This window comes from Mammaliicoccus sciuri, from assembly GCF_002901825.1.
GTDB lineage: Bacteria > Bacillota > Bacilli > Staphylococcales > Staphylococcaceae > Mammaliicoccus > Mammaliicoccus sciuri.
The window spans coordinates 39,000-64,911 of record NZ_PPQD01000002.1 but is presented as its reverse complement, the minus strand read 5'-3'; the positions used below and the strand labels follow the sequence as shown (position 1 = coordinate 64,911).

26 protein-coding genes, 1 pseudogene and 1 other annotated feature are annotated in these 25,912 nt (G+C 32.8%); of the genes and pseudogenes, 11 read left to right on the top strand and 16 right to left on the bottom strand.

Features of this window, described 5'->3' with window-relative positions; all coding sequences use genetic code 11:
• Window positions 1-524: 524 nt before the first annotated feature.
• Window positions 525-2,042, bottom strand: coding sequence for a DASS family sodium-coupled anion symporter (locus CD035_RS00565; RefSeq protein ID WP_048542929.1), 1,518 nt, complete (start codon window positions 2,040-2,042; stop codon window positions 525-527).
• A 210-nt stretch (window positions 2,043-2,252) separates the two neighbouring features.
• Here CD035_RS00565 and CD035_RS00560 point away from each other — a divergent pair, with 210 nt between their 5' ends.
• Window positions 2,253-3,128 carry a hypothetical protein gene (locus CD035_RS00560; RefSeq protein ID WP_048542926.1) on the top strand — a complete coding sequence of 292 codons (876 nt, stop codon included), beginning with the start codon at window positions 2,253-2,255 and terminating at the stop codon, window positions 3,126-3,128.
• Between the two features lie 158 nt (window positions 3,129-3,286).
• Window positions 3,287-4,108 carry a YqiA/YcfP family alpha/beta fold hydrolase gene (locus tag CD035_RS00555; protein WP_048542925.1) on the top strand — a complete coding sequence of 274 codons (822 nt, stop codon included), beginning with the start codon at window positions 3,287-3,289 and terminating at the stop codon, window positions 4,106-4,108.
• A 37-nt stretch (window positions 4,109-4,145) separates the two neighbouring features.
• On the opposite strand, the gene CD035_RS00550 is transcribed toward CD035_RS00555, so the two are convergent.
• Window positions 4,146-4,541, bottom strand: coding sequence for a VOC family protein (locus CD035_RS00550; RefSeq protein ID WP_048542923.1), 396 nt, complete (start codon window positions 4,539-4,541; stop codon window positions 4,146-4,148).
• 214 nt (window positions 4,542-4,755) lie between these two features.
• Here CD035_RS00550 and coaA point away from each other — a divergent pair, with 214 nt between their 5' ends.
• On the top strand, window positions 4,756-5,658 hold the full coding sequence (gene coaA, locus CD035_RS00545) for a type I pantothenate kinase (protein ID WP_048542921.1): 903 nt from the start codon (window positions 4,756-4,758) through the stop codon (window positions 5,656-5,658).
• Between the two features lie 23 nt (window positions 5,659-5,681).
• Window positions 5,682-6,485, top strand: coding sequence for a hypothetical protein (locus tag CD035_RS00540; RefSeq protein ID WP_048542919.1), 804 nt, complete (start codon window positions 5,682-5,684; stop codon window positions 6,483-6,485).
• A 44-nt stretch (window positions 6,486-6,529) separates the two neighbouring features.
• On the opposite strand, the gene CD035_RS00535 is transcribed toward CD035_RS00540, so the two are convergent.
• The 4 genes from CD035_RS00535 to CD035_RS00520 are packed head-to-tail and all read right to left on the bottom strand — an operon-like array spanning window position 6,530 to window position 9,301.
• Window positions 6,530-7,420: a PhzF family phenazine biosynthesis isomerase gene (locus tag CD035_RS00535; protein ID WP_048542918.1), complete on the bottom strand. Its 891-nt coding sequence runs from the start codon at window positions 7,418-7,420 to the stop codon at window positions 6,530-6,532.
• 39 nt (window positions 7,421-7,459) lie between these two features.
• Window positions 7,460-7,864 carry a nucleoside 2-deoxyribosyltransferase gene (locus CD035_RS00530; protein WP_053076886.1) on the bottom strand — a complete coding sequence of 135 codons (405 nt, stop codon included), beginning with the start codon at window positions 7,862-7,864 and terminating at the stop codon, window positions 7,460-7,462.
• Between the two features lie 2 nt (window positions 7,865-7,866).
• Window positions 7,867-8,712: a DUF2785 domain-containing protein gene (locus tag CD035_RS00525; protein WP_048542916.1), complete on the bottom strand. Its 846-nt coding sequence runs from the start codon at window positions 8,710-8,712 to the stop codon at window positions 7,867-7,869.
• A gap of 40 nt (window positions 8,713-8,752) precedes the next feature.
• Window positions 8,753-9,301: a nucleotidyltransferase family protein gene (locus tag CD035_RS00520; protein ID WP_048542914.1), complete on the bottom strand. Its 549-nt coding sequence runs from the start codon at window positions 9,299-9,301 to the stop codon at window positions 8,753-8,755.
• A 200-nt stretch (window positions 9,302-9,501) separates the two neighbouring features.
• On the opposite strand from CD035_RS00520, the pseudogene CD035_RS00515 reads away from it, so the two are divergent.
• Together CD035_RS00515 and CD035_RS13995 are read left to right on the top strand one after the other, a co-directional pair.
• Window positions 9,502-9,813, top strand: a pseudogene (locus CD035_RS00515) (Abi family protein); the annotation flags it as partial.
• An 18-nt stretch (window positions 9,814-9,831) separates the two neighbouring features.
• A complete protein-coding gene (locus tag CD035_RS13995) occupies window positions 9,832-9,996 on the top strand; it encodes a hypothetical protein (protein ID WP_158259168.1) in 165 nt (54 codons plus the stop codon).
• Window positions 9,997-10,576: 580 nt separating this feature from the next.
• Here CD035_RS13995 and rpsR read toward each other — a convergent pair.
• The 7 genes from rpsR to CD035_RS00480 form a co-directional block, all read right to left on the bottom strand.
• Entirely contained in the window at window positions 10,577-10,819 is a 243-nt protein-coding gene (gene rpsR / locus CD035_RS00510; protein WP_025906198.1) for a 30S ribosomal protein S18, read from the bottom strand.
• Between the two features lie 59 nt (window positions 10,820-10,878).
• On the bottom strand, window positions 10,879-11,406 hold the full coding sequence (gene ssb / locus CD035_RS00505) for a single-stranded DNA-binding protein (RefSeq protein ID WP_025906200.1): 528 nt from the start codon (window positions 11,404-11,406) through the stop codon (window positions 10,879-10,881).
• A 27-nt stretch (window positions 11,407-11,433) separates the two neighbouring features.
• Entirely contained in the window at window positions 11,434-11,727 is a 294-nt protein-coding gene (gene rpsF / locus CD035_RS00500; protein WP_025906202.1) for a 30S ribosomal protein S6, read from the bottom strand.
• 171 nt (window positions 11,728-11,898) lie between these two features.
• Window positions 11,899-12,999, bottom strand: a complete 1,101-nt coding sequence (gene ychF / locus CD035_RS00495) for a redox-regulated ATPase YchF (protein ID WP_048542912.1) — start codon at window positions 12,997-12,999, stop codon at window positions 11,899-11,901.
• Between the two features lie 3 nt (window positions 13,000-13,002).
• Complete coding sequence (locus CD035_RS00490; RefSeq protein WP_025906204.1) at window positions 13,003-13,200, bottom strand: DUF951 domain-containing protein; 198 nt, start codon at window positions 13,198-13,200, stop codon at window positions 13,003-13,005.
• 23 nt (window positions 13,201-13,223) lie between these two features.
• Complete coding sequence (locus tag CD035_RS00485; protein WP_049320694.1) at window positions 13,224-14,108, bottom strand: mechanosensitive ion channel family protein; 885 nt, start codon at window positions 14,106-14,108, stop codon at window positions 13,224-13,226.
• An 11-nt stretch (window positions 14,109-14,119) separates the two neighbouring features.
• The gene (locus CD035_RS00480) at window positions 14,120-14,956 is read right to left on the bottom strand and encodes a ParB/RepB/Spo0J family partition protein (protein WP_048542910.1); all 837 of its coding nucleotides are present in this window, start codon (window positions 14,954-14,956) and stop codon (window positions 14,120-14,122) included.
• A gap of 180 nt (window positions 14,957-15,136) precedes the next feature.
• Window positions 15,137-15,447, top strand: a binding site (T-box leader).
• A gap of 77 nt (window positions 15,448-15,524) precedes the next feature.
• Here CD035_RS00480 and CD035_RS00475 point away from each other — a divergent pair.
• From CD035_RS00475 to CD035_RS00455, 5 genes are read left to right on the top strand one after another with little or no spacing between them, the layout of a single operon-like run.
• The gene (locus CD035_RS00475; RefSeq protein ID WP_048542907.1) at window positions 15,525-16,631 is read left to right on the top strand and encodes a PLP-dependent transferase; all 1,107 of its coding nucleotides are present in this window, start codon (window positions 15,525-15,527) and stop codon (window positions 16,629-16,631) included.
• Window positions 16,628-17,800, top strand: a complete 1,173-nt coding sequence (metC, locus tag CD035_RS00470) for a cystathionine beta-lyase MetC (RefSeq protein ID WP_048542905.1) — start codon at window positions 16,628-16,630, stop codon at window positions 17,798-17,800. Before CD035_RS00475 ends, metC begins: the two co-directional genes overlap by 4 nt.
• Window positions 17,757-19,595, top strand: coding sequence for a bifunctional homocysteine S-methyltransferase/methylenetetrahydrofolate reductase (locus CD035_RS00465; RefSeq protein WP_048542903.1), 1,839 nt, complete (start codon window positions 17,757-17,759; stop codon window positions 19,593-19,595). Before metC ends, CD035_RS00465 begins: the two co-directional genes overlap by 44 nt.
• Window positions 19,589-21,838, top strand: coding sequence for a 5-methyltetrahydropteroyltriglutamate--homocysteine S-methyltransferase (gene metE, locus CD035_RS00460; RefSeq protein WP_103354149.1), 2,250 nt, complete (start codon window positions 19,589-19,591; stop codon window positions 21,836-21,838). The genes CD035_RS00465 and metE overlap by 7 nt, the downstream gene beginning before the upstream one ends.
• A gap of 16 nt (window positions 21,839-21,854) precedes the next feature.
• Complete coding sequence (locus CD035_RS00455) at window positions 21,855-22,598, top strand: cyclase family protein (protein WP_048542899.1); 744 nt, start codon at window positions 21,855-21,857, stop codon at window positions 22,596-22,598.
• Between the two features lie 110 nt (window positions 22,599-22,708).
• Here the strand turns inward: CD035_RS00455 and CD035_RS00450 are convergent, their stop codons facing one another.
• The 3 genes from CD035_RS00450 to rsmG all read right to left on the bottom strand — a co-directional run bounded on the left by CD035_RS00450 (window position 22,709) and on the right by rsmG (window position 25,912).
• On the bottom strand, window positions 22,709-24,163 hold the full coding sequence (locus CD035_RS00450) for a carbon starvation CstA family protein (RefSeq protein ID WP_048542897.1): 1,455 nt from the start codon (window positions 24,161-24,163) through the stop codon (window positions 22,709-22,711).
• Window positions 24,164-24,312: 149 nt separating this feature from the next.
• Complete coding sequence (gene noc, locus CD035_RS00445) at window positions 24,313-25,152, bottom strand: nucleoid occlusion protein (RefSeq protein WP_048542895.1); 840 nt, start codon at window positions 25,150-25,152, stop codon at window positions 24,313-24,315.
• Between the two features lie 40 nt (window positions 25,153-25,192).
• Window positions 25,193-25,912: a 16S rRNA (guanine(527)-N(7))-methyltransferase RsmG gene (gene rsmG, locus CD035_RS00440; RefSeq protein ID WP_048542894.1), complete on the bottom strand. Its 720-nt coding sequence runs from the start codon at window positions 25,910-25,912 to the stop codon at window positions 25,193-25,195.

The following is a 25,912-nucleotide window of genomic DNA, read 5'->3' as shown; positions in this document are numbered from 1 at the left end:
CAACGGTTAAACCATACTGTACCATACGCATAGCGTATGGTTTTAATTACACAAGAAGAAGCCGTTCAATTTTGAAGATTGAACGGCTTTTTTATGTAGTTCGGATGGAGTTGGATGATCTCTTGGCTTTATTCAGTCGTTAAGCCATGACTTGGACGATCTCTTGGCTTTATTCAGGCATTAAGCCATGACTTGGACGATCTCTTGGCTTTATTTAGGCATTAAGCCATGACTTGGGCGATCTCTTGGCTTTATTTAGTCGTTAAGCCATGATTTGGATGATTTCTTGGCTTTATTCAGGCATTAAGCCATGACTTGGGTGATCTCTTGGCTTTATTCAGTCGTTAAGCCACGACTTGGGTGATCTCTTGGCTTTATTCAGTCGTTAAGCCACGACTTGGACGATCTCTTGGCTTTATTTAGTCGTTAAGCCATGACTTGCGCGATCTCTTGGCTTTATTCGCGACTTAAGCCACGACTTCGGCGATTTCTCATCTCAGCAGCCTGTTTATACGTCTTCTCCTTTATATCAATCCTATCCACTTCCAATATGTCATGCTGAACAAGATAATTAATAAGTATCCAATAACTGTGAGTGGTACACCTGTTTTAATAAAGTCTTTAACGGTAAATGTTTCTGTGCCGTATGCCAGCATATTTTGTGGTGAACTAACTGGCAATAAGAAACCAAAGCTAATCACGAATTGTTGTATAAGTACAAACCCGATAGATTGGTCACCTAAATTTAATGTTTGTGTTAAAGCTATAAATACAGGTATTAATGCTGAAGATAAACTCGTTGCACTCGCAAATCCTAAATGTATTAAAATATTAAATATAGAAATGAGTGCAATGGTTGAGATTAGTGGCATATGATTAAGTCCCATCAATCCAAATGTTTTATCACTTAACCATTGTGCCGCTGTTGTTTCCAACAATACTGTTCCTAGTGAGATACCAATTCCAAATACGATAACTGTACCCCAAGGAATTTTCTTCTCAACATCTTCCCAAGTAAAGACACCGATTTTAGGTGTTAACATAATTGCTAATGCAATGATTGTTATTGAAGATGAATCAATCGGATGGAGCACTTTTTCGGTAGACCAGAAAAATAATAATAAGATAGAAATCGTAATGAGTCGCCACTCTCTTGCTGAAACTGGTCCTAATTCTTTTAATTGTGCTTTAACTAATTCATTTCCACCTTCTATTTCTTTCTCTTCAGGTTTAATGACAGTAATCATCACAAAGTATAAGACGACTGACATGATAATCGCCCATGGTGCTGCATACAAGAACCATTCACCCCAAGAAACATCTTGTCCCATTGATTTATTAATGAACCCTATCGCAACGATATTTTGAGCGGCGGCAGTCTTAATACCTATATTCCATATTGAGACGGCATGCACGGCTGTAATAATCAATAATGCTGCTAATTTACTGTTCTTAGATGTATTAAATGCAGCAATCATTCCTAATAAGATGGGTACAACAGCACCAGCTCTTGCAGTAGCTGAAGGTACAAAGAATGCTAAAATAATAGAAACTACAATTGCACCGATAACAATTCTATTTGTTTTGTTTCCTACAATAGAAAGTACTTGTAATGCTAAACGTTTATGTAAATTGGTTACTTGCATCGCTGTAGCTAAGAATAATGCTGCTGCAACGAGTGCCACTGCAGATCCTGAAAATCCGCTTAAAGCCATTTGTAACGCATTGCCTGTACCTAGTAATGAATCCCCTTCTAAAGCTTTTCCATTTGCTGACGGATTGCCTAAAGCATCTCCTAAATTTTGAACTGGACTAAATCCAATGAGTACAACGATCAGTCCAACAATCATGACCGCTGACACAGGATAAGTTACGGCTTCTGTTACCCACATAATAACTGCAAAAGCTAAAATCGCTAGCGCACATTTTGCCATAACAGGTAAATCATTTGAAGTCGGTAATAACAATATTCCAATTAATACAACAAAACTAACAATAATCCAAATTGGTTTAAAAGCTTTTTTCTCAGTATTATTAGACATATCTAACAGCTCCAATATTAATTTTTATTGTTCTAATTTCCTAAATAATAACATATTTCTTTTTTGCATATAATACTTTTCACAATTAATACAATAAATACTTGAACTTTCTGTTATTTACATGTAATGTATAAAGGGAAGTGTGACGGTTGTCTGCCGACAGACAACCCTACCTATTAAATTACTGTCAAATAAAGGATGATTTATAATATGTTAACTAAAGAATTCGCAACTAAAGTAGGTCTTAGTGAAAAGCAAGTTAGAAAAATTGTACAACACTTAGAAGACAGAGGATATCAACTTTCTAAGACAGAATATCGTGGAAGAGAAGCGACAGACTTCCAAGAAGAAGATATTGAACTTTTCCAAGAAATAGCAGAAAAGGTTAAAGAAACAAATAGTTATGACCAAGCATTCGAAACACTTGAACAAGAGAAAGACTTTTTACAAGTTCTTGTTAAAGACGAACCTGCTAATCAAACACCTGAACTACAACATTTAATTGAAGAATTAAGATTAGAAGTTCAACATATGCGTAGAGAAAGACAAATGCTTGGTGAAATGTTGCAACAAGTTCATATTCAACAACAGAAACTAGAACAAACTTTAGCATTACAAGCACCCCAACAATCAGAGGCTACTGCTCAAGAGAATGATACTAAAGTTGAAACGAAACAAGCTGAACAACCACAAAGTTCTAAAGTAGTTTCAAAAGACAAGACTTCTAGTGAATCAGTTGAAACTAAAAAACAAGAAGATAAAGAAGTAACAAAAGTTACTGCAGCTGAAGAGCCAGCTAAATCTGAAACACAAGCTGAAGTGAAATCAGAAAATAAAGAAACTGCTGTTAAACCAGAAACGACTACTGATAAAGTAGTAGAATCTAAAGAAGAAGATACAACTACAGCTAAAGAAGAAACTACTGACAAAGCAGCATCTACTGAAGAAAAAGCACCTGAAACGACAGTAGAACAAACTTCAACGCTTTCAGAAAACAAAGAAGAAGAAGTAAAAGAAGAAATCAAATCAGAAACTGAAGAAGAACCTAAGAAAAAAGGATTCTTCCAAAGATTATTCAATATTTAATCCCTTTAAAAAGAGGTTGGGCATGATGCCTAGCCTCTTTTTTGTTAAGTTTTTGTAAATTTCCACTATATAATTGTTAATTGCTAGAGTACTTTGTTATATTGAATTTTATATTAAGTATTTGTAATGAATATTAACCATTAGGAGTGTTTCACATCATGGAAACATTAAATTACGAAGATTTGAACAATGACCTTTTATGGGCGCATAATAATCAAGTTGTGAAAATCATGAAAGATGAATTAGACATCTATATCAAGTTAAATCTTAAAGAAGATAATCATAAATTAGTTGTATTTTCAAATGGTGCGATTGATCCATCTAAAAGTAAACCACCTGTCTTTATGAGAAGTAAATGGCATGAAGATTTTAATGCAAATTGTCTTTATATAGATGACAGAACTGTTCATTATAAGCAATTACGTATTGGTTGGGGTGTTGGAAGAGAAGAACGTCATTTCTTAAAAGACTATTCTGAAATTGCGCAACAAGTCACGCAAGCACTCCAAATAGAACCTCAAAATGTCGTCTATTGTGGTTCATCAGCAGGTGGCTTTATGTCTATGTATTTAGCAACATTACATAAAGGCACAACTGCTGTAGTGAACAATCCACAATGTTACGTAGATCGTTACGATAAAGTGAACGTCGAAAAATTATACACTAAAATATTTCCCAACCGTTCACGCGATTATATCAAGAAACAATATGCACTTAGACTATCGATCACGAGCTTATTTCGCAAACAAAAATATGTACCTAAAATTTACTACATCCAAAACAGATTATGTGAGACTGATATGACTAGACATTTCAATCCATTTTGTAGTTTCTTAAATAAATACGAAATAAACAGTTCAAACATAAAGTTCATATTATACAACAATAAAAAGCTAGGACATAACCCTATATCAAGAGAAGCAACAGTAAACTTTGTAAACCAAGTCCTTGAAGATAAACTTGTCATAGCAGAATTTTAAGAATATCACCACCTTTATATCAAATCTAGAGGTGGTGTTATTCTTTAGATACTATTTCAATTTTCATTTTATCTGGATCTTCAAAATAAACAGCATAATGATGATTACCTCCAGCATATGGATATAAATCATCATACAGTCTATTAATATTTTTTTGTTCCAAAATAATATTGATACCATCCACTGTTACTCTGTCTTCAACTGTAAATGCCAAATGATTTAATCCAATCCTTTTACGATGATATCCATATTGTTTAAATGAATCGTCCACTTGTACAAATACTATGTACGTTTCATTTAATTTAAAGCTAAAACCTTCTCTCCATTCTTGATACAAACTATATCCTAGCAGTCCTAATAACCAACTATAAAAGTTTTTAGATTTATTTATATCACTAACATAGATCTCTAAATGATGTATAGAACCATTCATCTTCCAGTCACCTCAAATTCAAAATTATATTAAGACAATTTTTAATAATTCCCATATCTTCTATACATTTTAACACTATAAAGAAAATCATGATGTACATGAATAAAATAGTATATAAGAATTTTCAAAATTAATAAAGCACTTTCATGACTATTTATGTTACCCTATACGAGTACTGTAAAAAGTGAAAAATTCTTAAGTAAAGGAACTCATTATGAAATTCACAAAAGAAGAATGGCAAAACACAAATTTTAAATTAGATATGGATACAAGTCATTTAAACTTAGAAGAAATTATCAGTTTAAATGATAACTTAACAAATTCAGAAATTAATGAACTCTATTTGCCACTCATTAATTTTTTGACAAACAAAGTTAAGTTCCATAAAGATTATTCATCTAACATTAACAACAAATTACATAACAAAAATAATACACCACCTTTTATTATTGGAATATCAGGAGGGGTTTCTGTAGGGAAAAGCACTGTCTCAAGACTGCTTTTAAACTTACTACAAGAATATAACGCGGACTGGAAAGTTGATCTGATTACGACTGATGGTTATATCATGCCTAAACAAGAACTCATCGATAAAGACTTACTTTCTAAAAAAGGATTTCCTGAAAGTTATGATACAAAAACATTAATCAGTCACTTAAAACAAATTAAGAACAACGAGCCTAACATTCCAACATACACGTATTCACATATCACATACGACCGTCTTAAAGACCAGTATCACAACATAGACTGTCCGGACATTCTTATTATAGAAGGCGTGAATATCTTCCAAGTAAGTCCACATGAAGAAGAACTCGTAAGTGATTATATTGATTACAAAATATATTTACACACAACAATAGAAAATATGAAGAAATGGTATCTCAATCGCTTCTTACTACTTCAAGAAGAAGCTTTCCAGAAGCCAGACTCACATTTTTATAAATATCGAGACATCCCAAAAGAAGAAGCCTTAAAAATAGCAACAGATCTATGGGACAATATTAACGAAGTCAATTTAATAAAAAATATCTTGCCAACTAAAAACAGAGCAGATCTCGTACTATATAAAAATCACGACCATGTTATAGAAAAACTGAAATTTAATAAATTTTAAGGTATACGAATTGAGGTATAGTTATGAAAATATATCCTACTGAACAAATACTTAAACATTGGTCTGAAAATTACTATAATAATTTTGATTTATTTTTTGTTAATGATATCCCTTTTGAAATTGAAGATATAGTTATCACTCATAAAGATGCATTTAAGACAACAAGTTCATTTAATATTGATACAAATAACCTATATGAGTTTTGGAATTTAGGTGTCTACAATTATGTAATTAAAGCTTCAAAAGGATGGTTTGAAAATCTTAATGAAGATTCAAAAACATATATTCTTCAGGAACAAGAAAGAGTTAACAATCCACTATTCATAGAAGGCAACCTCATTACTTCACAAAAATGGAGCCAATTAACAACGAATAAACAAAGACAGTTTTTTAAAAACAGAATAGATAGATATTATGATAATCACGTAAAGCACCTTTCAACTTTACAATTACCCAATCATTTAAGTTCAATCGTTTCTACTTTTCCAAAACATCAAGGATCAAACTGTCTTTCAACAGTCCTTTATGCTATTACTAGTGATAAAAATATATTACACCAGTGGATAAAAGAAGATGCTTTTCTAACTAACCTTAAATCTTTAAACTACGAATTAGTTTCAAAAGGTAATCAAAATGGTGATGTAATTGTTTATTTAGAAAATAATGCTGTAGTACATGCAGCATATCAAATTGATGATGATTTATTCGTAAATAAAAATGGACAAACCATTTTTAATCCATATAAAATTGTAACTAAATCAGAGCTTGATTATGAATGGGGAAATTATCAAGAACTCTACTATAGAAAAAACCAAAGCCCTCTCTAGTCCTTGTCTAGAGAGGGTTTTTAGTGTTCCGGTAGTCTAAATGATTATAATTCTATTTTTAATTCTTTAACATATATTGCACTACCTGTAATCTCAATATTAAGCTGATTGTTTATATTATTCACATGCACATACACTTGTCCATCTTTTCCTATTTCTTGTCCTTGTTCAACGATTAGTTCAAGCGGATATTTAGCAGATGTATTTATATATTGAGCATAGTATGCGCCCATCACGCCAGAAGCTGTCCCTGTAACTGGGTCTTCAGTCGTTCCTGAAAATGGTGAGGAAAAATGTCTTGCATGCATATGTAAGCCTTCTTTGTATGTTTCCATACAGAAAGGATGAATTGAAGTTTTGGGTCTTTCTTTTAATATTTCTGGAAATAATTTATTTTGAGGAGACATTCTTTTACATACTTCTAGATCCCTAACAGGTACTAATAATGTCCATGCTCCTGTACTCCCATAAACAATCGGATAATCTGTTACTATATCTTTCTCATCAATTCCGATAGCATGAGCCAAATCTACTTTCGATCCATTGAACGCTTCAAATTGAGGGCTAGCTTGTTGCATCGTTATATAAATATTATCATTTTCAACATTTAAAGTAATTGGTAAGATACCTGCATTCGTCTCTATTGTAAATTCATTATTATCTTCTAATAATCCATGTTGTTTCATTGCCGCGATTGTTCCAATAGTAGCATGTCCACACAAATCCATTTCGTGACCTGGCGTAAAATATTGTATCCTAAAATCAGCACGGCTTGATTTTAAAGGGAATGCTGTTTCATTAAATCCAATTTGTTTCGCAACTTCTTGCATATCTTCATCTGTTAATCCTTCACTATCTAATACCACACCAGCAGGATTTCCTTTATTCGCTTCTAAACTAAATGCATCATAATGATATACACTAACCGACTTCATGAAACACCATCCTTTATTTATATTTAAATCATGACCATATTATTTCACAGATTCAATAATACCTACAACTTCTTCATATACATTAACCCTATCAAGTTGCTTTCGATAAACATTTTCCAGGAAATAAAATGTAACTGCATTGTCAGCTTCAAATATTTTTTCATTTTGTGCTAATAATAGAATAGGTTTATTATGTCCTATTGCAATACCTATTTCTGTATGTGTCCCTTTACCTCCGGGCAATATAGCTAACAGTATATCTGAATTTTTTACTGCATCCGCTTCAGATTGACCAATTTTTCTTAAATCCTCTTTATTAATTGCTTTATCATTCAGCGTCCAATTATAAGTATTTTGTAAGCCGTGTTGTTCTAAGCTCTTTATAAGTTTATTTACAACATTCTTATTTCCAAAACTACCTGCTACATAAAATTTTATCCCCATTTTTATTCTCCTTGTTGTGTTAATTCTAAGTATAACTTATTAAGGATTTCTTCTATTTTATCTTGGGTTACCTGACATTTTTGATTAAATTTTAGTCTAAAATACAATGTCTTCAAGAAATCTTTTATATTTTTCCTTATTCTAAAATAACTTAAATATACTTCTTCAGATTGATTTAAATCTGTTTGATTAACTGTCACGAATAACTCGCTTATCCAATTACTTAATTCTTGATCTGTAAGTCCTTTTTCAAGTAATGCTTCAATGATAAATGCTTGTCGCTCATCTTCATCATCTATATAGCAAGATAAATCAGTATTTAACTGATAAAGTTTTTTAGAGATGACCTTTAAGATCACTTTATTACAGTCACTTGAATAATTTTTAGATCTAACACATGTTGCAAGTAAATCTGATCCATGCGCAACACTATGCATCCATCCTGTCCCTTGTACATATCCTCTAACATCAGATTCCTTATCCATGTATTTAATCGCTATGTTTATAATCTTCTCGTAAATATCCTGAGGTAACTGTTCATGTTCTTCTAAAGATTCAACAATGATTCCGATAATAAGTGCACTGAAACTTCTATCCAGCACAAGATGTTCAGTATCACTTTCGTTAACACTTTTTAAAACAAATTCACAATGCTCAAGTAACTGTAGCATTTGATAATCTTCCAATTTCCCACTTATAATTAAACGCGCAATTAAATCAAAATTATCTTCACGAATATTGGCATTAAGATTTCCAATATTGGACATCATTAATTTAAAATCTTCTTCAGTTATTTGTTCATCAGGTAATGTATTTTTATATTTTTCAATTAATCCTTCGATTGTCATTAAGAACACATCCTTTAAGAATTAAATCTTTACTTAAATTCTAATTATCAAATTTTAAATTTGGCCATTGCTTATGCCATTGTTTTCGATTAATTCTATCCAAATAAACGTCATATCTACCAGAGTCATGATTAAAATATTGAGTTGGTGAAACAATACCGTTAAACAAGTCTTGAACACTGTAGTTATAATGTACTTCTAACTCACCATTTTTTATCCTAGCACAAATAGCTGTTGGCGCTTCTGTATAATGATCCACAGCATCCTTCGAATCAATATATTGATTAAAATCATTTTTCAAATGCATTCTCGCTTGATTTTTTACTGACCAAGGTATGCTAGAATCAATATCTCTTAATTGCTGTTCATATCGCTTCTCAATAAATTCATCTAGACAGTCAGCATTATAAAATATAACATCAACATCATTATATGGTGTCTTATCTGTATAACCATAAATCGTATCCCAAATTTTATTTCTTATAAAACCCGCGCTAACCCACGAATCATTTAAATTCAGGCTTTCTACAACCTCTAAAATATAAATCATATCCGCATCACTTTTAATAAGGTCATAAATAGCCTTCATAAACACACATCCTATAAATTCTATTATTCATTATTATATTGTATTTTTACAATGAATGAAATGAGATGCATTGAAAACAACTACAGAAATAAAGAAAAAGCCAACATAACATGATATATGAAATGCTGGATTATTATTATATAATCTAATCAATATAAACGATCAAAAGATGGCCAGATATAAAGGATAAGGAGTTATGTATGAAAAGAAAACCAAAATTGAGCTTTGAAGAGCAAATTAAAAAATTAAAATCATTAGGTATTTTATTTAACGAAATAAAAGAGGATGAAGCTAAAGAAATATTGAAATATAATACGTACTTATTTAAATTATCTTCATTCAGAAAAAATGTACCTAAAGATGATAGTGGAAATTATAATTTCGAATTTTCTGCATTATCAGATCTTGCGACTTTAGATATGAGATTACGTTACATATTATTACCTATGTGTTTAGATATAGAACATTCACTAAAAACAGACATTCTCAAAAAAATAACTAATGACGATACTTAAGATGGATACCAAATTATGCAAGATTTTATTAATAATCATCTAGGAAAAATTTATGATAATGAATCATACTTAGTATACACCACAGGTATAGGGGAAGATGTTATACTTGATTATATTGATATTATAAACAATAAGAAAGATGCACCTGATAGCTTTCAAAACGTAGTAAAAATCAATTAATATATTGGAGCTTTTTAATGTATAGAAAAATAAATTTATTCATCGTATTTCTCATTTTATTATTATCTATAATAACGACTTTCTTGGATCAAAAGACATCTTTTTTTAATAATTTAACCGCTTTGCTATATATACAGTTTGTTTTCTCTATTTCAGTAAACATATTTTTACTAAAATATATCTTTGACTTTGAAATTATTAGAAGATTATTAGATAGAACACACATTCTTTTCCAGTACTTTATTTATACAGCCTTTTTATTTCTGACAATGTTTATGATTATTTCTTTTAATTTTACAAATATTAATTTATTAAGACTAATCTTTAGTTTATTATTCTTGTTTGTATTTAGTTTTTTAACTCAATTATTAATTTGTGAAACAATATCTAAAGTATATATAAGAAATAAGAAGTCTATTTACTTCAGCGCACTAGTAATGTTTATACTATTTATACTTTTAATAATTCCAAATTATTTACAATAATATCGTTGTCATTATAAATAACAACTTTTCTATAAATCCAAACACAAAAAAACCCTCTAGCCTGATTGCTAAAGGGTTTTGCTATACGTTATATATTATTGTTCCTCTTTAACGTATGGTAATAAAGCCATGTGACGTGAACGTTTGATAGCTACAGTAAGCATACGTTGGTATTTTGCTGAAGTACCTGTTACACGACGTGGTAAGATTTTACCTCTTTCTGAGATAAACTTTTTAAGTAAATCTGTATCTTTGTAGTCGATATGTGTAATACCGTTTGCTGTGAAGTAACAAACTTTTTTACGACGACGACCACCTCTTCTTGGTCCACCTGCCATGATTGTGTTCCTCCCTTCTCGTTAAATGTTTATCAATTTATATTCGTTTCAATCAACTATTAGAACGGCAAATCATCATCACTGATATCAATTGGACCATTAGCGTTTGCAAATGGATTACTTGATTGTTGATTATTTGACTGTTGATTTGAAGGTGCTTTTTGTCCTTGTTGTTGGTTACCACCAAAGTCTTGTCCATAATTTTGGAATTCGTTATTATTTTGGTTATATGATTGATTATCATTACCAGATTGACGTTGATTTGCGCCTTTTGGTTCAAGGAATTGAACACTATCACAAACAACTTCAGTTACATAAACACGACGACCTTCTTGGTTCTCGTAGCTACGAGATTGTAGACGACCTTCAACTCCTGCCAGACTACCTTTAGATAAGTAATTGTTTACATTCTCTGCGGGACGTCTAAATACAACACAGTTGATAAAGTCAGCTTCTCTTTCACCTTGCTGATTCGTATAAGTACGATTAATAGCTAAAGTAAAAGTAGCAACTTGAACGCCTGAGGGTGTTACTCTGTATTCCGGATCTTTAGTTAATCGACCGACTAATACAACACGATTAATCATTTAATCTCCCCCATTTTATAAGTTAAATTATTTTTCTTCTTCGCGTACTACGATGTGACGAATGATATCATCAGAGATTTTTGCTAAACGATCAAATTCACTGATAGCTTCGTCATTTTCAGACTTAACTCTAACGATGTTGTAGAAACCTTCTGTGAAGTCTTGGATTTCATAAGCTAAACGACGTTTACCCCAATCCTTTTCTTCGATGATTTCTGAACCGTTTGAAGATAAGATTCCTTTAAAACGCTCAACGACAGCTTTTCTAGCTTCGTCTTCGATATTTGGACGTACTACGTACATTACTTCATATGTTCTCATCAATTTACACCTCCTTGTGGTCTATGCGGCCTAATAACTCAGTATTAAGCAAGGAATAATTTTCATTACTCACAATCAAGAATTATAGCATAGAGTATTACTTTTTACAATCATTTTCTCAATGATATCACAGAAAAAGCCAATAGTGCATAAACACTACTGGCCTCCATCTTACACATTAAATCTAAAGTGTACAACGTCTCCGTCTTTCATAAGGTATTCTTTACCTTCTAATCTTACTTTACCCGCTTCTTTAGCACCGTTCATACCGTTATTTGCTAATAAATCGTCATAACTTACGGTTTCTGCTCTTATGAAGCCTCTTTCGAAGTCTGTATGGATGATTCCTGCACATTGTGGTGCTGTCATGCCTTCTTTAAATGTCCATGCTCTTACTTCTTGTTCACCTGCTGTAAAGTATGTTGCTAATCCTAATAAGTTATATGATGCGCGGATTAATTTGTCTAATCCTGCTTCTTCTACGCCTAAATCTTCTAAGAACATTTCGCGGTCTTCGTCATCTAATGTTGCTAATTCTTCTTCGATTTTTGCTGAAATAACGATAACTTGTGAACCTTCGTTACTTGCGTATTCTTCGATTTTTTGTACGTATTCGTTATCTTCTGGACTTGCTACTTCATCTTCTGCTACGTTTGCTACATATAACATTGGTTTAGAAGTAAGTAAGCTTAAATGTTTCACGATTGCTTTTTCTTCTGGTGTGAATTCTAAACTTCTTACTGGGTTATTGTTTTCTAATGTTTCTTTAATTTTTGCTAATACTTTTTCTTCAGCCACTGCATCTTTATCTTTTTGTTTTGCCATTTTTGCTACTCTTTCATAGCGTTTTTCTACTGATTCTAAGTCAGCTAATACTAATTCCATATTAATAACTTCAATATCATCGATTGGATCTACTTTTCCTGATACGTGTGTTACATTTTCATCAACAAATGCACGTACGACTTGGCAAATCGCATCTACTTCACGGATATGTGATAAGAATTTATTTCCTAATCCTTCACCTTTAGATGCACCTTTAACGATACCTGCAATATCTGTAAATTCGAATGCTGTTGGTACAGTTTTCTTAGGTTTTACTAATTTCGTTAATTCTTGTAAACGATGGTCTGGTACTTCTACAATCCCTACGTTAGGATCGATTGTTGCGAAAGGATAGTTCGCTGCAAGTGCTCCTGCTTTCGTAATTGCGTTAAATAATGTTGATTTACCTACGTTTGGTAATCCTACTATGCCAGCTGTTAATGCCATATTTTATTCACCTTGTCCTTTTACTAATATTTTTTTAATTTTTTTATTAAACTCTTGTCTTGGTAGCATGATACTTCGAGAACATTCTTCACACTTTATTCTAACATCTGCACCGAGTCTTATAATTTTAAATCTATTATACCCACATGCGTGTTGTTTTTTCATTTCAACGATATCATTTAACTCATATGATTTGATCATATTTTTGCCTCCCGATTAGATGATTATTGAATGTTATTTGGATTATAAGAAACCATTGTTGGAATTGGCGCTTGAATACCTTCTTTATCGAAGAAAGATTTCACTTCTCTTCTTAAGATTCTTGCACCCGATGCATGTTCATTTGGTTCTGTTTCACCTGCTATTTTAATCGTTGCTTCCCCTGCCGTCACAGTTTCTACACCTAAAATTTCAGGATCTTTAATGAATATTTCATATCTTTCTTTAACTGTTGGTAAAAATTCATTTAACTTACTTTCAACTTCATCTAAATCTTCTTTAATAGATACAGGGATTTCTACGATAGCCATACCATTATGAATTGAGAAGTTTACAATCTCATTCATTGTACCATTAGGAAGTATTGTTAAATCACCAGCAAATGATAATATTCTTGTAGATCTCATTCCTATTGATTGTACAGTACCTTCCGCAACAGTGGTACCTGTTGTATTAATTTTTACATAATCGCCAACATCAAATTGATTTTCGAAAATAATAAAGAAGCCCGTAATGACATCTTTCACTAAAGTTTGTGCGCCGAAACCAATTGCTAACCCTACAACACCGGCACCAGCAATAATACTTTCAACTCTTATGCCTAAATTGCTTAAAATCGTTGTCGCAACTATAAACCATACGACATAGGAAATAACATTTTGTAGTAAGTTAACCATTGTTTTAGCACGCTTGTTAGACTTCCCTACCCTCTTAGTTCCGTATTTCGTTGTAAAGAATTTCTCTACAACTTTGTGAAGTACTTTAATAATGATGTAAGCTAATACAATGTAGAATATACCGATTAATATTTGTTCTATCCACTTCTGCCAATTTTCTGGATCCATAAATGGGTCTATCAATTTATGGATGATGTTCATAATCTTATTCACTTTTACACCTCTTATTCTTCTAACAATAATTCTAATATTCTCTTATATTCATCTTCAGAATTAAATTCAAGAGAAATTTTACCTACTTTTTTAGTCTTAGAAATATCAATATTCGTTCCAAACTTTTCTTTTAATTGATATTCATGTTTAACTAAGAAATTAGGTTTCGGTTGTTTGGATTTCTTTTTCTTGTCTTGGCCATGAGCATTTAACTGTTTAATATATTCTTCTAATGCTCTAACACTCATATGTTCTTTTACAACTTTTTTAGCCACTTGATCTAATTGATGTTTCTTATCTAAACCAAGTAATGTTCTACCATGTGCACTTGATATTTTTTCTTCGTTGATTAAATTTTTTACACTTGGTGGTAAGTTGAGCAACCTTAAGACATTTGCAATGTATGATCTTGATTTCCCTAATCTATCTGCTACGTCTTGTTGTTTTAAGTTCAGTTCTTCCATCATCGTCGCATAACTTTTTGCTTCTTCTAGAGGTTTTAAATTTTCACGTTGAAGATTCTCTATAATAGCAAGTTCTAACATTTCTTCATCGGTTAAATTTTTAATGATTGCCGGTACTGAATCTTTGTTAGCTAATTGACTTGCTCTAAATCTTCTTTCACCTACTACGATGTCGTAACCTTTTATCGTTTCTCTTACGACGATAGGTTGCAACACACCATGCTGTGAAATAGACTGAGTTAAATCTCTCAAAGCTTCTTCATCAAAATAATCTCTCGGTTGATACGGATTCCTTCTTAATTTTTCTAAAGGAAGTTCAACAATTTTATCATGACTATGGTTATAAGAAATCTTATCTGTTAATGCTTGATTTCTTTCTTTCATTTCATCACCACGTTATTTATTCTCGTATGTTTCACGTAAAACATCCAAATTAGATTATAACAATTTTGAAAGGGATATGCACAAAAGAAAAGTTGAGCGATAAATTAAAATATTCAGAAAAGTTGTTGACAAAAAAATATACGCATAGTATTGTGTAATATATCAACAACGAAAACAAATAAAATCACGATAAAAAGGAAAGTAAATCTTACACTGCAATCATCAGAGAGTTCCCATTTGCTGAAAGGGGACATTGAAAGAAAGATTGAAAATGGCCTTGGAGTGGTGGCATCGATATTGAGGTGTCAACGGGATCGCCCGTTATAGCGATACAGTATTAAAGTCTCTTTAGCGATGATGGCGTACTGGAATTTGTTCACCAATTTTACTGCCATTATATCTTCTTGTAAGAGACTCGTACTTATAGAGGTAATGTCAGTAATGTCATTGCGAACAAAGGTGGTACCGCGAGCTAAGCTTTCGTCCTTTACATCCGATTTATTTCGGGTTTAAAGGACGGAAGCTTTTTTTATTTTTATTTTTAAATTCATTAGGGAGGAAGGCTATTATGAAATCTACTCAACTCGCTCAAATTTCATTAACTAAAGACCATACTGGGGCTACTACAAACCCAATTTATCTTTCTACAGCCTATCAACATGAAAAATTAGGTTGTTCGACTGGTTTTGATTATACAAGAACAAAAAATCCAACTCGCTCAAACTTTGAAGATGCATTTGCCAAACTTGAAGGTGGTAAATACTCATTTGCAACATCAAGTGGTATGGCTAGTATCCAATTAGTTTGTAACTTATTTAAACCAAATGATGAAATCTTAGTGTCATTCGACTTATATGGTGGCACATTTAGATTATTTGAATTTTATGAAAAACAATACAACATCAAATTTAAGTACATAGACTTTTCAAATATTGATGAAGTAAACGCATCTATTAATGAACATACACGTGCATTCTTTATTGAACCCATATCAAATCCGTTAATGTTCTCAGTAGATTTAAATCCTTTATATGAAATTGCACAAGCAAGAAATATATTAACGATTATAGATAACACGTTCTTAACACCATACTTATCAACACCTTTAAAAGACGGTGCTGACATCGTCTTACATTCTGCTACAAAGTACATAAGTGGTCATAATGATGTGTTAGCTGGCATTGTCACTGTATCAGATGACTACTTAGGTGAAGTGCTTGGCCAATTTCATAATATGATCGGTGCAACCCTTTCACCATTCGATAGTTATTTATTACTGAGAGGCTTAAAGACATTACATTTACGACTTGACCGTTCTACTGAAAATGCTCAAAAGTTAGCACATTCACTACAATCTGTTGAAAGCATTGATGAAGTCCTTTACTCAGGTCAAACCGGAATGTTAAGTATCCGTTTAAACAATGCATATAGCGTTGATAGCTTCTTACAAAATATTAAATTATGTATATTTGCTGAAAGTCTTGGCGGTACTGAAACATTTATCACTTTCCCATATACACAAACACATGTAGATATGGCAGATGAAGAAAAAGATAAACGCGGTATTGATGAATATTTACTCCGTTTATCTATTGGAATAGAAGATTACGAAGATATTTACGAAGACATACTACAAGCCTTAAAAAATTCAAGAAAAGAAGGAGTGTCAATATGAGCTATTCAAAAGAAACGTCTTTAATATTGGATTCCACTAGAGGTAACGAGCACTTATCAAGCAATCAACCATTATACTATTCATCGACTTACCATCAAGAAACTTTAGGGGGCAATCAAGAATTTGACTATGCACGCAGTGGTAACCCTAATAGAAAGTTACTTGAAGAAAAGTTAGCAGATTTAGAAGGCGGTAATTACGGATTTGCATTTAGTTCAGGAATTGCTGCAATAACAGCTGTCTTCTTAACATTGAAACCAGGAGACCACGTGATTCTTCCAGATGATGTTTACGGCGGAACGTTCAGACTAACTGAACAAATTCTTAAGAAATTTGAAATAGAATTTACAACTGTCGATCAAACAGACTTACAAAATATCAAAGAAGCTGTTCAAGATAATACGAAATTGATCTATGTTGAAACACCTTCTAACCCACTCTTTAAAGTGACAGATATTGATGGAGTTAGCCAAATTGCACGTAAACACGACGCACTATTAGCTGTCGATAATACATTTATGACACCGTTAGGACAATCACCATTGAAACTAGGTGCTGACATCGTCGTTCATTCAGCTACAAAATTCTTAGGTGGTCACAGTGACCTCATAGCTGGAGCAGTAGTCGTGAATGACCCAGAACTTAAAAATGAAATTTACCTTATTCAAAATGGTACAGGTTCAGGATTAAGTGTTTATGATTCTTGGACACTTGCTAAACATTTAAAGACATTACCAATTAGATTTAAACAATCTGTTTATAACACAGAACAAATTTATAGATATTTAATCGATAATGAAGCAATTGAAACAGTCTATTATCCAATCACAAATGACACACATTTAAGACAAGCTAAAAATGGCGGTGCCGTGCTCGGATTCAGACTTAAAGATGAATCAAAAGCACAAGCATTTGTTGACCATCTTAATATCCCACTTGTATCTGTAAGCTTAGGTGGTGTAGAAACGATTCTTTCTCACCCAGCTACAATGAGTCACGCAGCCATCCCTGAAGAAGTGAGAGCTAAACGTGGTATCACTAACGGATTATTTAGATTGTCAGTCGGCTTAGAAGATGTCAAAGAATTGATTACAGATATCGATTGGGCATTAAAGGAGGCTACATATGAGTCTAAAAGAAGCGTTAAAGAACCAAATTTTATTAGCTGACGGAGCAATTGGAACCATCCTCTACTCTGAAGGATTGGATACTTGCCCAGAAAGTTATAATTTGACACATCCTAACAAGATAGAACAAATTCACCGTTCATATATTGAAGCTGGTGCAGATATTATTCAAACAAACACGTATGGTGCAAATTTTGAGAAGCTTCAAGATTTTAATTTAGAACATCGCGTAAAAGAAATTCATCGAGAAGCTGTTCAAATTGCTAAAAGAGCGAGCAACGACCATACGTTTATTCTAGGTACGGTAGGCGGTTTTCGTAATATCAAAAAGAGTAACTTATCAATTGAAGCTATTCAATATCACACAGAGATTCAAATTGAAACACTTGTTAATGAAGGTGTAGATGGTATTTTATTTGAAACATACTACGATTTAGAAGAATTACTTGCTGTCTTAAAAGATACAAAAGCAAGATACGACATTCCGATTATTGCTCAACTAACAGCTAGTAATACAAATTATTTGAGAAATGGCACACCTATACCAGATGCATTAGAAACATTAGTGAACGCCGGTGCAGATGTCGTTGGTTTAAATTGTCATCACGGTCCATACCATATGATTAAGACATTTAAACATATTGACTTACCTGATCATGCTTACCTTTCATGTTATCCAAATGCAAGTTTACTGGATTTAGAAGACAACGACTTGAAATACAATAACAACTCAGATTACTTTTCAGATGCAGCTAAAGAGCTCGTTAACCAAGGCGTCAGATTAATAGGTGGATGTTGTGGTACTACACCGGAACATATTAAAAAAATAAAGAATGTCGTCAAAGATTTAAAGCCTATCAAGCATAAAAATGTTATACCAATCGAAACAAAACAGTACAAAAAGCAAAATAAAGAAGAACCTAGTATTAAAGAGCTTGTTCAACAAAGACCAGCCGTTATTGTTGAATTAGACACACCTAAACATTTAGATACGAATAAATTTTTCGATGGGATACAAGCCCTTGAAGATGCAGGTGTAGATGCGGTCACGCTTGCTGATAATTCATTAGCGAGTGTAAGAATTTCTAACATTGCCGCAGCAAGTGTCATTAAACAAAAATATAAAATTAGACCACTCGTACACTTAGCTTGCCGTGATAGAAACTTAATCGGCTTGCAATCTCACCTAATGGGCCTTTCATTACTTGGTATTAATGACATCTTAACGATTACGGGCGACCCCTCTAAAGTGGGTAACTTCCCTGGCGCAACAAGTGTATTCGACGTTAATTCTAGCGGATTAGCTGAAATCATTACTCAGTTTAATCAAGGTATAAACGCCGATGGAGACACATTGAGAAGCAATACGAACTTCTCTGTTGCAGGTGCATTCAATCCAAATGTAAGACGACTAGAGCCAGCAGTCAAAAGATTAGAAAAAAAGATTGAATCTGGAATGGAATACTTTATTACACAACCGATTTATGAACCTGAAAGAGTTAAAGAAATATATGAAGCAACTAAACATATAGAAGCGCCGATTTTCATTGGTATTATGCCAATTACGAATTACAATAACGCACTCTTCTTACACAACGAAGTACCTGGTATTAAACTATCAGATACGGTGCTAAACGCCTTTGAAAAAGTCAAAGATGACAGAGATGCAACAAGAGAGCTCAGTATTAATTTGAGTAAACAATTGATTGATGCAGTACACCAATATTTTAATGGCTTGTACTTAGTTACACCATTTTTAAAATATGATTTAACAGTTGAATTAGCAAATTATTCACAACTAAAAACTGGAACACAAACCAAGGAGGCAATATTATGACAATTAAAACATCAAATTTAGGATTCCCAAGACTAGGTAAGAAAAGAGAATGGAAAAAAGCCATCGAAAGTTACTGGGCTAAAAAAATAGATAAAGCCGAATTAGATCAAACGTTGCAGGATTTACACAAAGAAATTTTAACAATTCAGAAAGACCATCATGTTGATCATATCCCTACTGGTGATTTCTCACTATATGACCACGTGTTAGATACATCATTACTATTTAACATTATTCCAGAACGTTTCCAAGGACGTCCTGTAGATGACGATTTATTATTCGATATTGCACGTGGTAACAAAGATCATGTTGCAAGTGCGTTAATCAAATGGTTCAACACAAACTACCACTACATCGTACCTGAATGGGACAACGTGTCACCTCAATTAAATAACAATGTGTTACTTGAGAAATTCAACTTTTCTAAAGAAGTTGGTGTAACATCTCATCCAGTTATTCTTGGACCTGTTACATACGTAGCATTATCTAAAGGTGGCGACCAAAGTTTCGACGAAAAAGTAAGAACACTTTTACCATTATATAAAGAAGTATTCGAGCAATTAACTAATGCTGGCGCTGAATACATCCAAGTAGATGAGCCAATTCTAGTAACAGACGGTGCAGCTGATCTTCAAGATATTACGAAAGAAGCATATGAATTCTTTAACGAAGCGGCACCTGCTGCGAAACTTGTCTTACAAACATATTTCGAACGCGTAGATTTAAACTTTATTGGTCAACTACCAGTCTATGGTTTCGGTTTAGATTTTGTACATGACAATGGCTTTAACTTACAACAAATCAAGGATGGCTTATTCCCTAAAGAAAAAGCTTTATTCGCTGGTATCGTTGATGGTAGAAATGTTTGGTCAACTAATATTGAAGAGAAGAAAGCTTTAATCGAAACATTACAATCTTATACAGATGAATTAGTTATTCAACCATCTTCTTCATTATTACATGTACCAGTTACTTTAGAAGAAGAAACATTAGACGACTCAGTTCGTGAAGGTTTAAGCTTTGCGACTGAAAAATTAGACGAACTATATGCTTTAAAACAATTATTTAACGAAAATGATGACACTTTATATAACGAATTAAAAGCGCAATATGAACGCTTTGAAAGTCAATCATTCAAACAACTAGAATATGACTATGATTCAGTTAAATCAGAACGTACAACACCATTTAAAGAAAGAAAAGTCTTACAAGATCAAGTATTAAATTTACCAGACTTACCAACAACAACGATTGGTTCATTCCCTCAATCAAGAGAAGTACGTAAATACCGTGCTGATTGGAAAAACAATCGTATTTCAGATGAAAAATACGAAGAATTCGTACAAAATGAAATTAAACGTTGGATTGAAATTCAAGAAGAAATTGGATTAGACGTATTAGTACACGGTGAATTTGAACGTAATGACATGGTTGAATTCTTCGGTGAAAAGCTAAACGGATTCTTAGTAACTAAGTTTGGTTGGGTTCAATCATATGGTTCTCGTGCCGTTAAGCCACCAATCATTTACGGAGATGTTAAATGGACAGCACCATTAACAGTTAAAGAGACATTATATGCTCAAAGTTTAACTGACAAACCTGTTAAAGGTATGCTTACAGGTCCAGTTACAATCTTAAACTGGTCATTCGAACGTGTGGATATCCCACGTAGCGAAGTTCAAGATCAAATCGCATTAGCCATTAATGAAGAAGTTCTAGCACTTGAAGAAGCGGGTATTAAAGTCATCCAAGTAGACGAACCTGCATTGCGCGAAGGCTTACCTTTACGTTCTGAATACCATGAAGATTATTTAAATAAAGCTGTACATTCATTCAGATTATCAACTTCTTCAGTACAAGATTCAACACAAATTCATACACATATGTGCTACTCACAATTTGGTCAAATCATCCATGCAATCAAATCATTAGATGCTGATGTTATCTCAATCGAAACTTCAAGAAGTCATGGTGACTTAATCAAAGATTTTGAAGATATCACATATGACTTAGGTATCGGTTTAGGTGTATATGATATTCATAGCCCTCGTATACCTACAGAAGAAGAAATTACAGTTGCAATCGATAGAGCACTTCAAGAAATTGACCGTTCTCTATTCTGGGTAAACCCTGATTGCGGATTGAAGACAAGACAAGAAGAAGAAGTAAAACAAGCTTTAACTGTATTAGTAAATTCAGTAGAAAAATTACGTCAAGACAATACAGTTAAACAACCTAACTAATAAATGAGGTGATGTTATGTCATATCCATTATGGAACTCGCTAAATCAACTGAAAGAATATAAATGGGTAGATTTAACGCATACATTTGATTCAGAATCTCCACATTTTTCAGCTTTTGAAAATGCAGAAACAAAAACATTATATAAAGTTAAAGATGACGGTTTCTTTGCCCAATCATGGCAATTTCCTACACAATATGGCACGCATATAGATGCACCTATACATTTTGTAGAACATAAACGATATTTACATGAACTCGGTTTACAAGAAACAGTCTTACCTTTAATCGTGTTAGATTTCTCAAAAGAAGTAGCCCAAGATTCAGATTTCAGACTAACTAAAGAACACATTCTTCAATGGGAATCTGAAAATGGACCAATTGAAAGTGGAACGTTTGTCGCATTTAGAAGTGACTGGTCAAAGAAATGGCCAGATAAAGAGCAATTTGAGAACAAAGACAATGATGGTCATGAACATCTCCCAGGATGGTCATTAGACGCACTTAAATACTTGTTTGAAGAGAGAAAGATCAAGTCAATCGGACATGAAACATTTGATACTGATGCTTCAGTAGACATCCGTAAAAATAATGACATTGTCGGTGAACGATACGTACTTGGTTTAGATACTTTTCAAATAGAACTGTTAACCGGATTAGACGAACTACCAACTCGTGGTTCAGTTATATTAGCCATTAGCCCTAAACCTAAAAATGCACCCGGATTCCCTGTCCGCGCATTTGCTATTACCCCTAAATAATAGCACTGCCATATGATATTTTTGAGCGAGTATCGTATGGCAGACTACCTTCCCTATATTAAATATATAAAAAGCACCTTTCGATGGAGATCGAAAGGTGCTTTTACTGTTTAATATTTAGATACGGGTGATCCACCGATTTGATAATCTATTTCTATCGCATTTTCACTGTTTTTACGATATAAATAATAGAAATACATAGACCATAAAATCGTCAAACCAGCTGACAACCAATAACTAAGTGATAAATCCATCCCAAATCCAATTGGTTGGCTTAATATATACGTGAATATATTCCATGTCATAAATAAAGCAGGTATTAAAGCGACATAGAAATTCTTTTTAGATAGTAATAAATACATAGCGCCTATCCATAGAGCGATAACAGCTGTTGTTTGGTTTGCCCAAGAGAAGTATCTCCAAAGTATTGTGAAGTCTACTCTCGTTAAAATAAAACTAATAACAAACATAGGTATCGCAATTGCGAAGCGATTCATTACTTTTTTCTGACCGAAATTAAAATAATCAGCTAAAATCATTCTCGCACTTCTAAACGAAGTATCACCACTTGTTATTGGTAATACAATAACACCTAGAATCGCTAATGTTCCAAATACAGAACCTAATAACATAGTAGAAGCCTCACTCACTACAAGCGCCGCTTCACCTTTCGCTAACACTTCTTGTAGACCACCATAGCCACCAAATAAACTCATAGCAGCCGCAGCCCAAATCATCGCAATAATACCTTCAGCAATCATCATACCGTAGAATATTTTACGACCATTTTTCTCATTATTCGTCGTTCTAGAAATAATCGGTGATTGTGTCGCATGGAAACCAGATAAAGCACCACAAGTAATCGTAAAGAATAATAAAGGAAAAATTGGCGCCGAATCAGGATGCATATTTTTCAAAGTTAGTTCCGGAATTTCTGCACCAGTCATAATTAATCGTACAAAGATTCCTACTGCAGAAATCATCAAGATGAAACCAAATATCGGATAAACTTTACCAATAATTTTGTCGATAGGTAGCACTGTTGATAAGAAATAATATAAGAAAATAACAAAAATAATAATACCTAAAGCCACTCTACCATCCATTAAAGAATGTAATAGTAATGCCGGACTCGTAACAAATACCGTACCTGTTAATAACAATAGTAATAGTGTAAAGACGTTTACGAGATGTCTCATCACATTACCTAAGAACTTACCAGCTAATTCAGGTAAATGAGCCCCCTTATTACGGATAGAAATCATACCTGTTAAATAATCATGAACAGCACCAGCAAATATAGACCCTAATACAATCCAAATAAAAGCAACTGGTCCATATAAAGCACCCATAATCGGTCCAAATATCGGTCCAACCCCTGCAATATTTAACAATTGAATCAATGAGTTCTTATTTGTCGACATCGGAACAAAATCAATATTATCCCTTTGATCATGAGCAGGCGTCGGACGTTCATCCTTAACACCAAACATTTTTTCAATATACTTGCCATATGTAAAATAACCTATAACTAATAAAACGATAGAAACTAAAAATGTAATCATTAAAATCCCCCTTTTAAATGAAAACGTTTACAGAAAAGTATAAATGACTTTTTTACAAATAACAATAATATATCGGAAATTTACAGAAATTCTATATGTAAACATAAAAAAGAGTTTGGGATATTATATAATGTCCCAAACTTTATATATTATTTCTTCTTATAAACTTTAATCGTAATTTCATAGAAGTCTTTATGTTCTTCATCAATTCGCTTGATTTTAATACCCTCTTTTTCAACATTTTTAATGCTTTGTCCGAGTGAATCTAGTGCTTCTGTGATGTCTTGTTCGAATTGAAATTGTTTTGCTTTTACTTTTTCAGAGCCGCGTATTTTCTTAACGCGATCTTCTGTTTGTTTGACGTTTAAGTTCTGAGATTGTATGGATGTTAAGACTTCTTGCTGCCCTTCATCATCTAAACCTAACAATGCTCTTGCATGTCTTTCTGTTATTTCACCTTTTTGTAATGAAATAATAATAGGTTCTGATAATTTGAGCAGTCTTAATTTATTGGCTATAAATGATTGGCTCTTACCCATACTAACTGCTAAATCATGTTGTGTAATATCTTCTAAATCCAGCAATTTCTTATAGGCTTCCGCTTCTTCTATAGCTGATAAATTTTCTCTTTGTATATTTTCAATTAGTGCAACGGCTGCTGTTTCTTTGTCATTTAATGGTTTAATAATAACTTCAGTTTCTGGTAAATCGTTATATTTCATTGCACGAAATCTTCGCTCACCTGCTATGATTTCATACATACCTTCTTCAATTGGACGAACAACAATAGGTTGTAATAATCCATGTTCTTTTATAGATTGTGCGAGTTCTTTAATTTTAGATTCATCGAATACTTTTCTCGGTTGATAACGGTTTGGCACTATTCTTTCTGTTGATATGACTGCCACATTACCTTCAGCTCGTGCTTCTTCTATGTGTTCTAATTCTTTGTCTTTAAGTCCAAATAATTTAGAAAAAGGCTTTTTCATCTCAATATACCTACTTTCGTTCATACATATTTCCCAGGAATTATTTTGTTAAAGGTTCTTTGTTTGGTGTTCCTGGCTTTCTTGGATACTTCTTAGGTGTTTGTCTTAATTTATCTATCGTAATGATCTGTCTCATACTTTCTTCAAGAGGTAGCGTAAATTCATTTACTGTTTTTACTTCTCCACCTAATACAGAAATTGCAAATTGTGCATCTTCTAACTCTTCATTACCTTGTGAGCCTTTTAATGCTACAAATTGACCGCCCTTTTTCACTAAAGGTAGACATAATTCACTTAATACAGATAATCGTGCTACTGCTCTTGCAGTTACAAGATCAAAGCTTTCTCGGTACTGTTGTGATTTACCGAATGTTTCTGCTCTATCATGTACAAAGTTTACTTTATCTAAGTCTAATGATGCAGCTAATTCATTTAAAAATTTAATTCTTTTATTTAATGAATCTACTATCGTAATTTGCAAGCGTGGATATACGATTTTTAAAGGGATACTCGGAAATCCAGCGCCTGCCCCTACATCACAGATCGTTTCAATTTCATTAAAATCTATATAAAAGCTTGGTGTCACTGAATCAAAGAAGTGTTTCAAGTACACTTCTTCTTTTTCAGTAACTGCTGTTAAGTTAATTTTTTCGTTCCACTCTACTAACATCTCAAAGTATGTTTCAAATTGACTAATTTGTTTATCTGATAATGTTATACCTGAATCTTTTAACGTATCAATAAAAGTTTGTTCATTCAT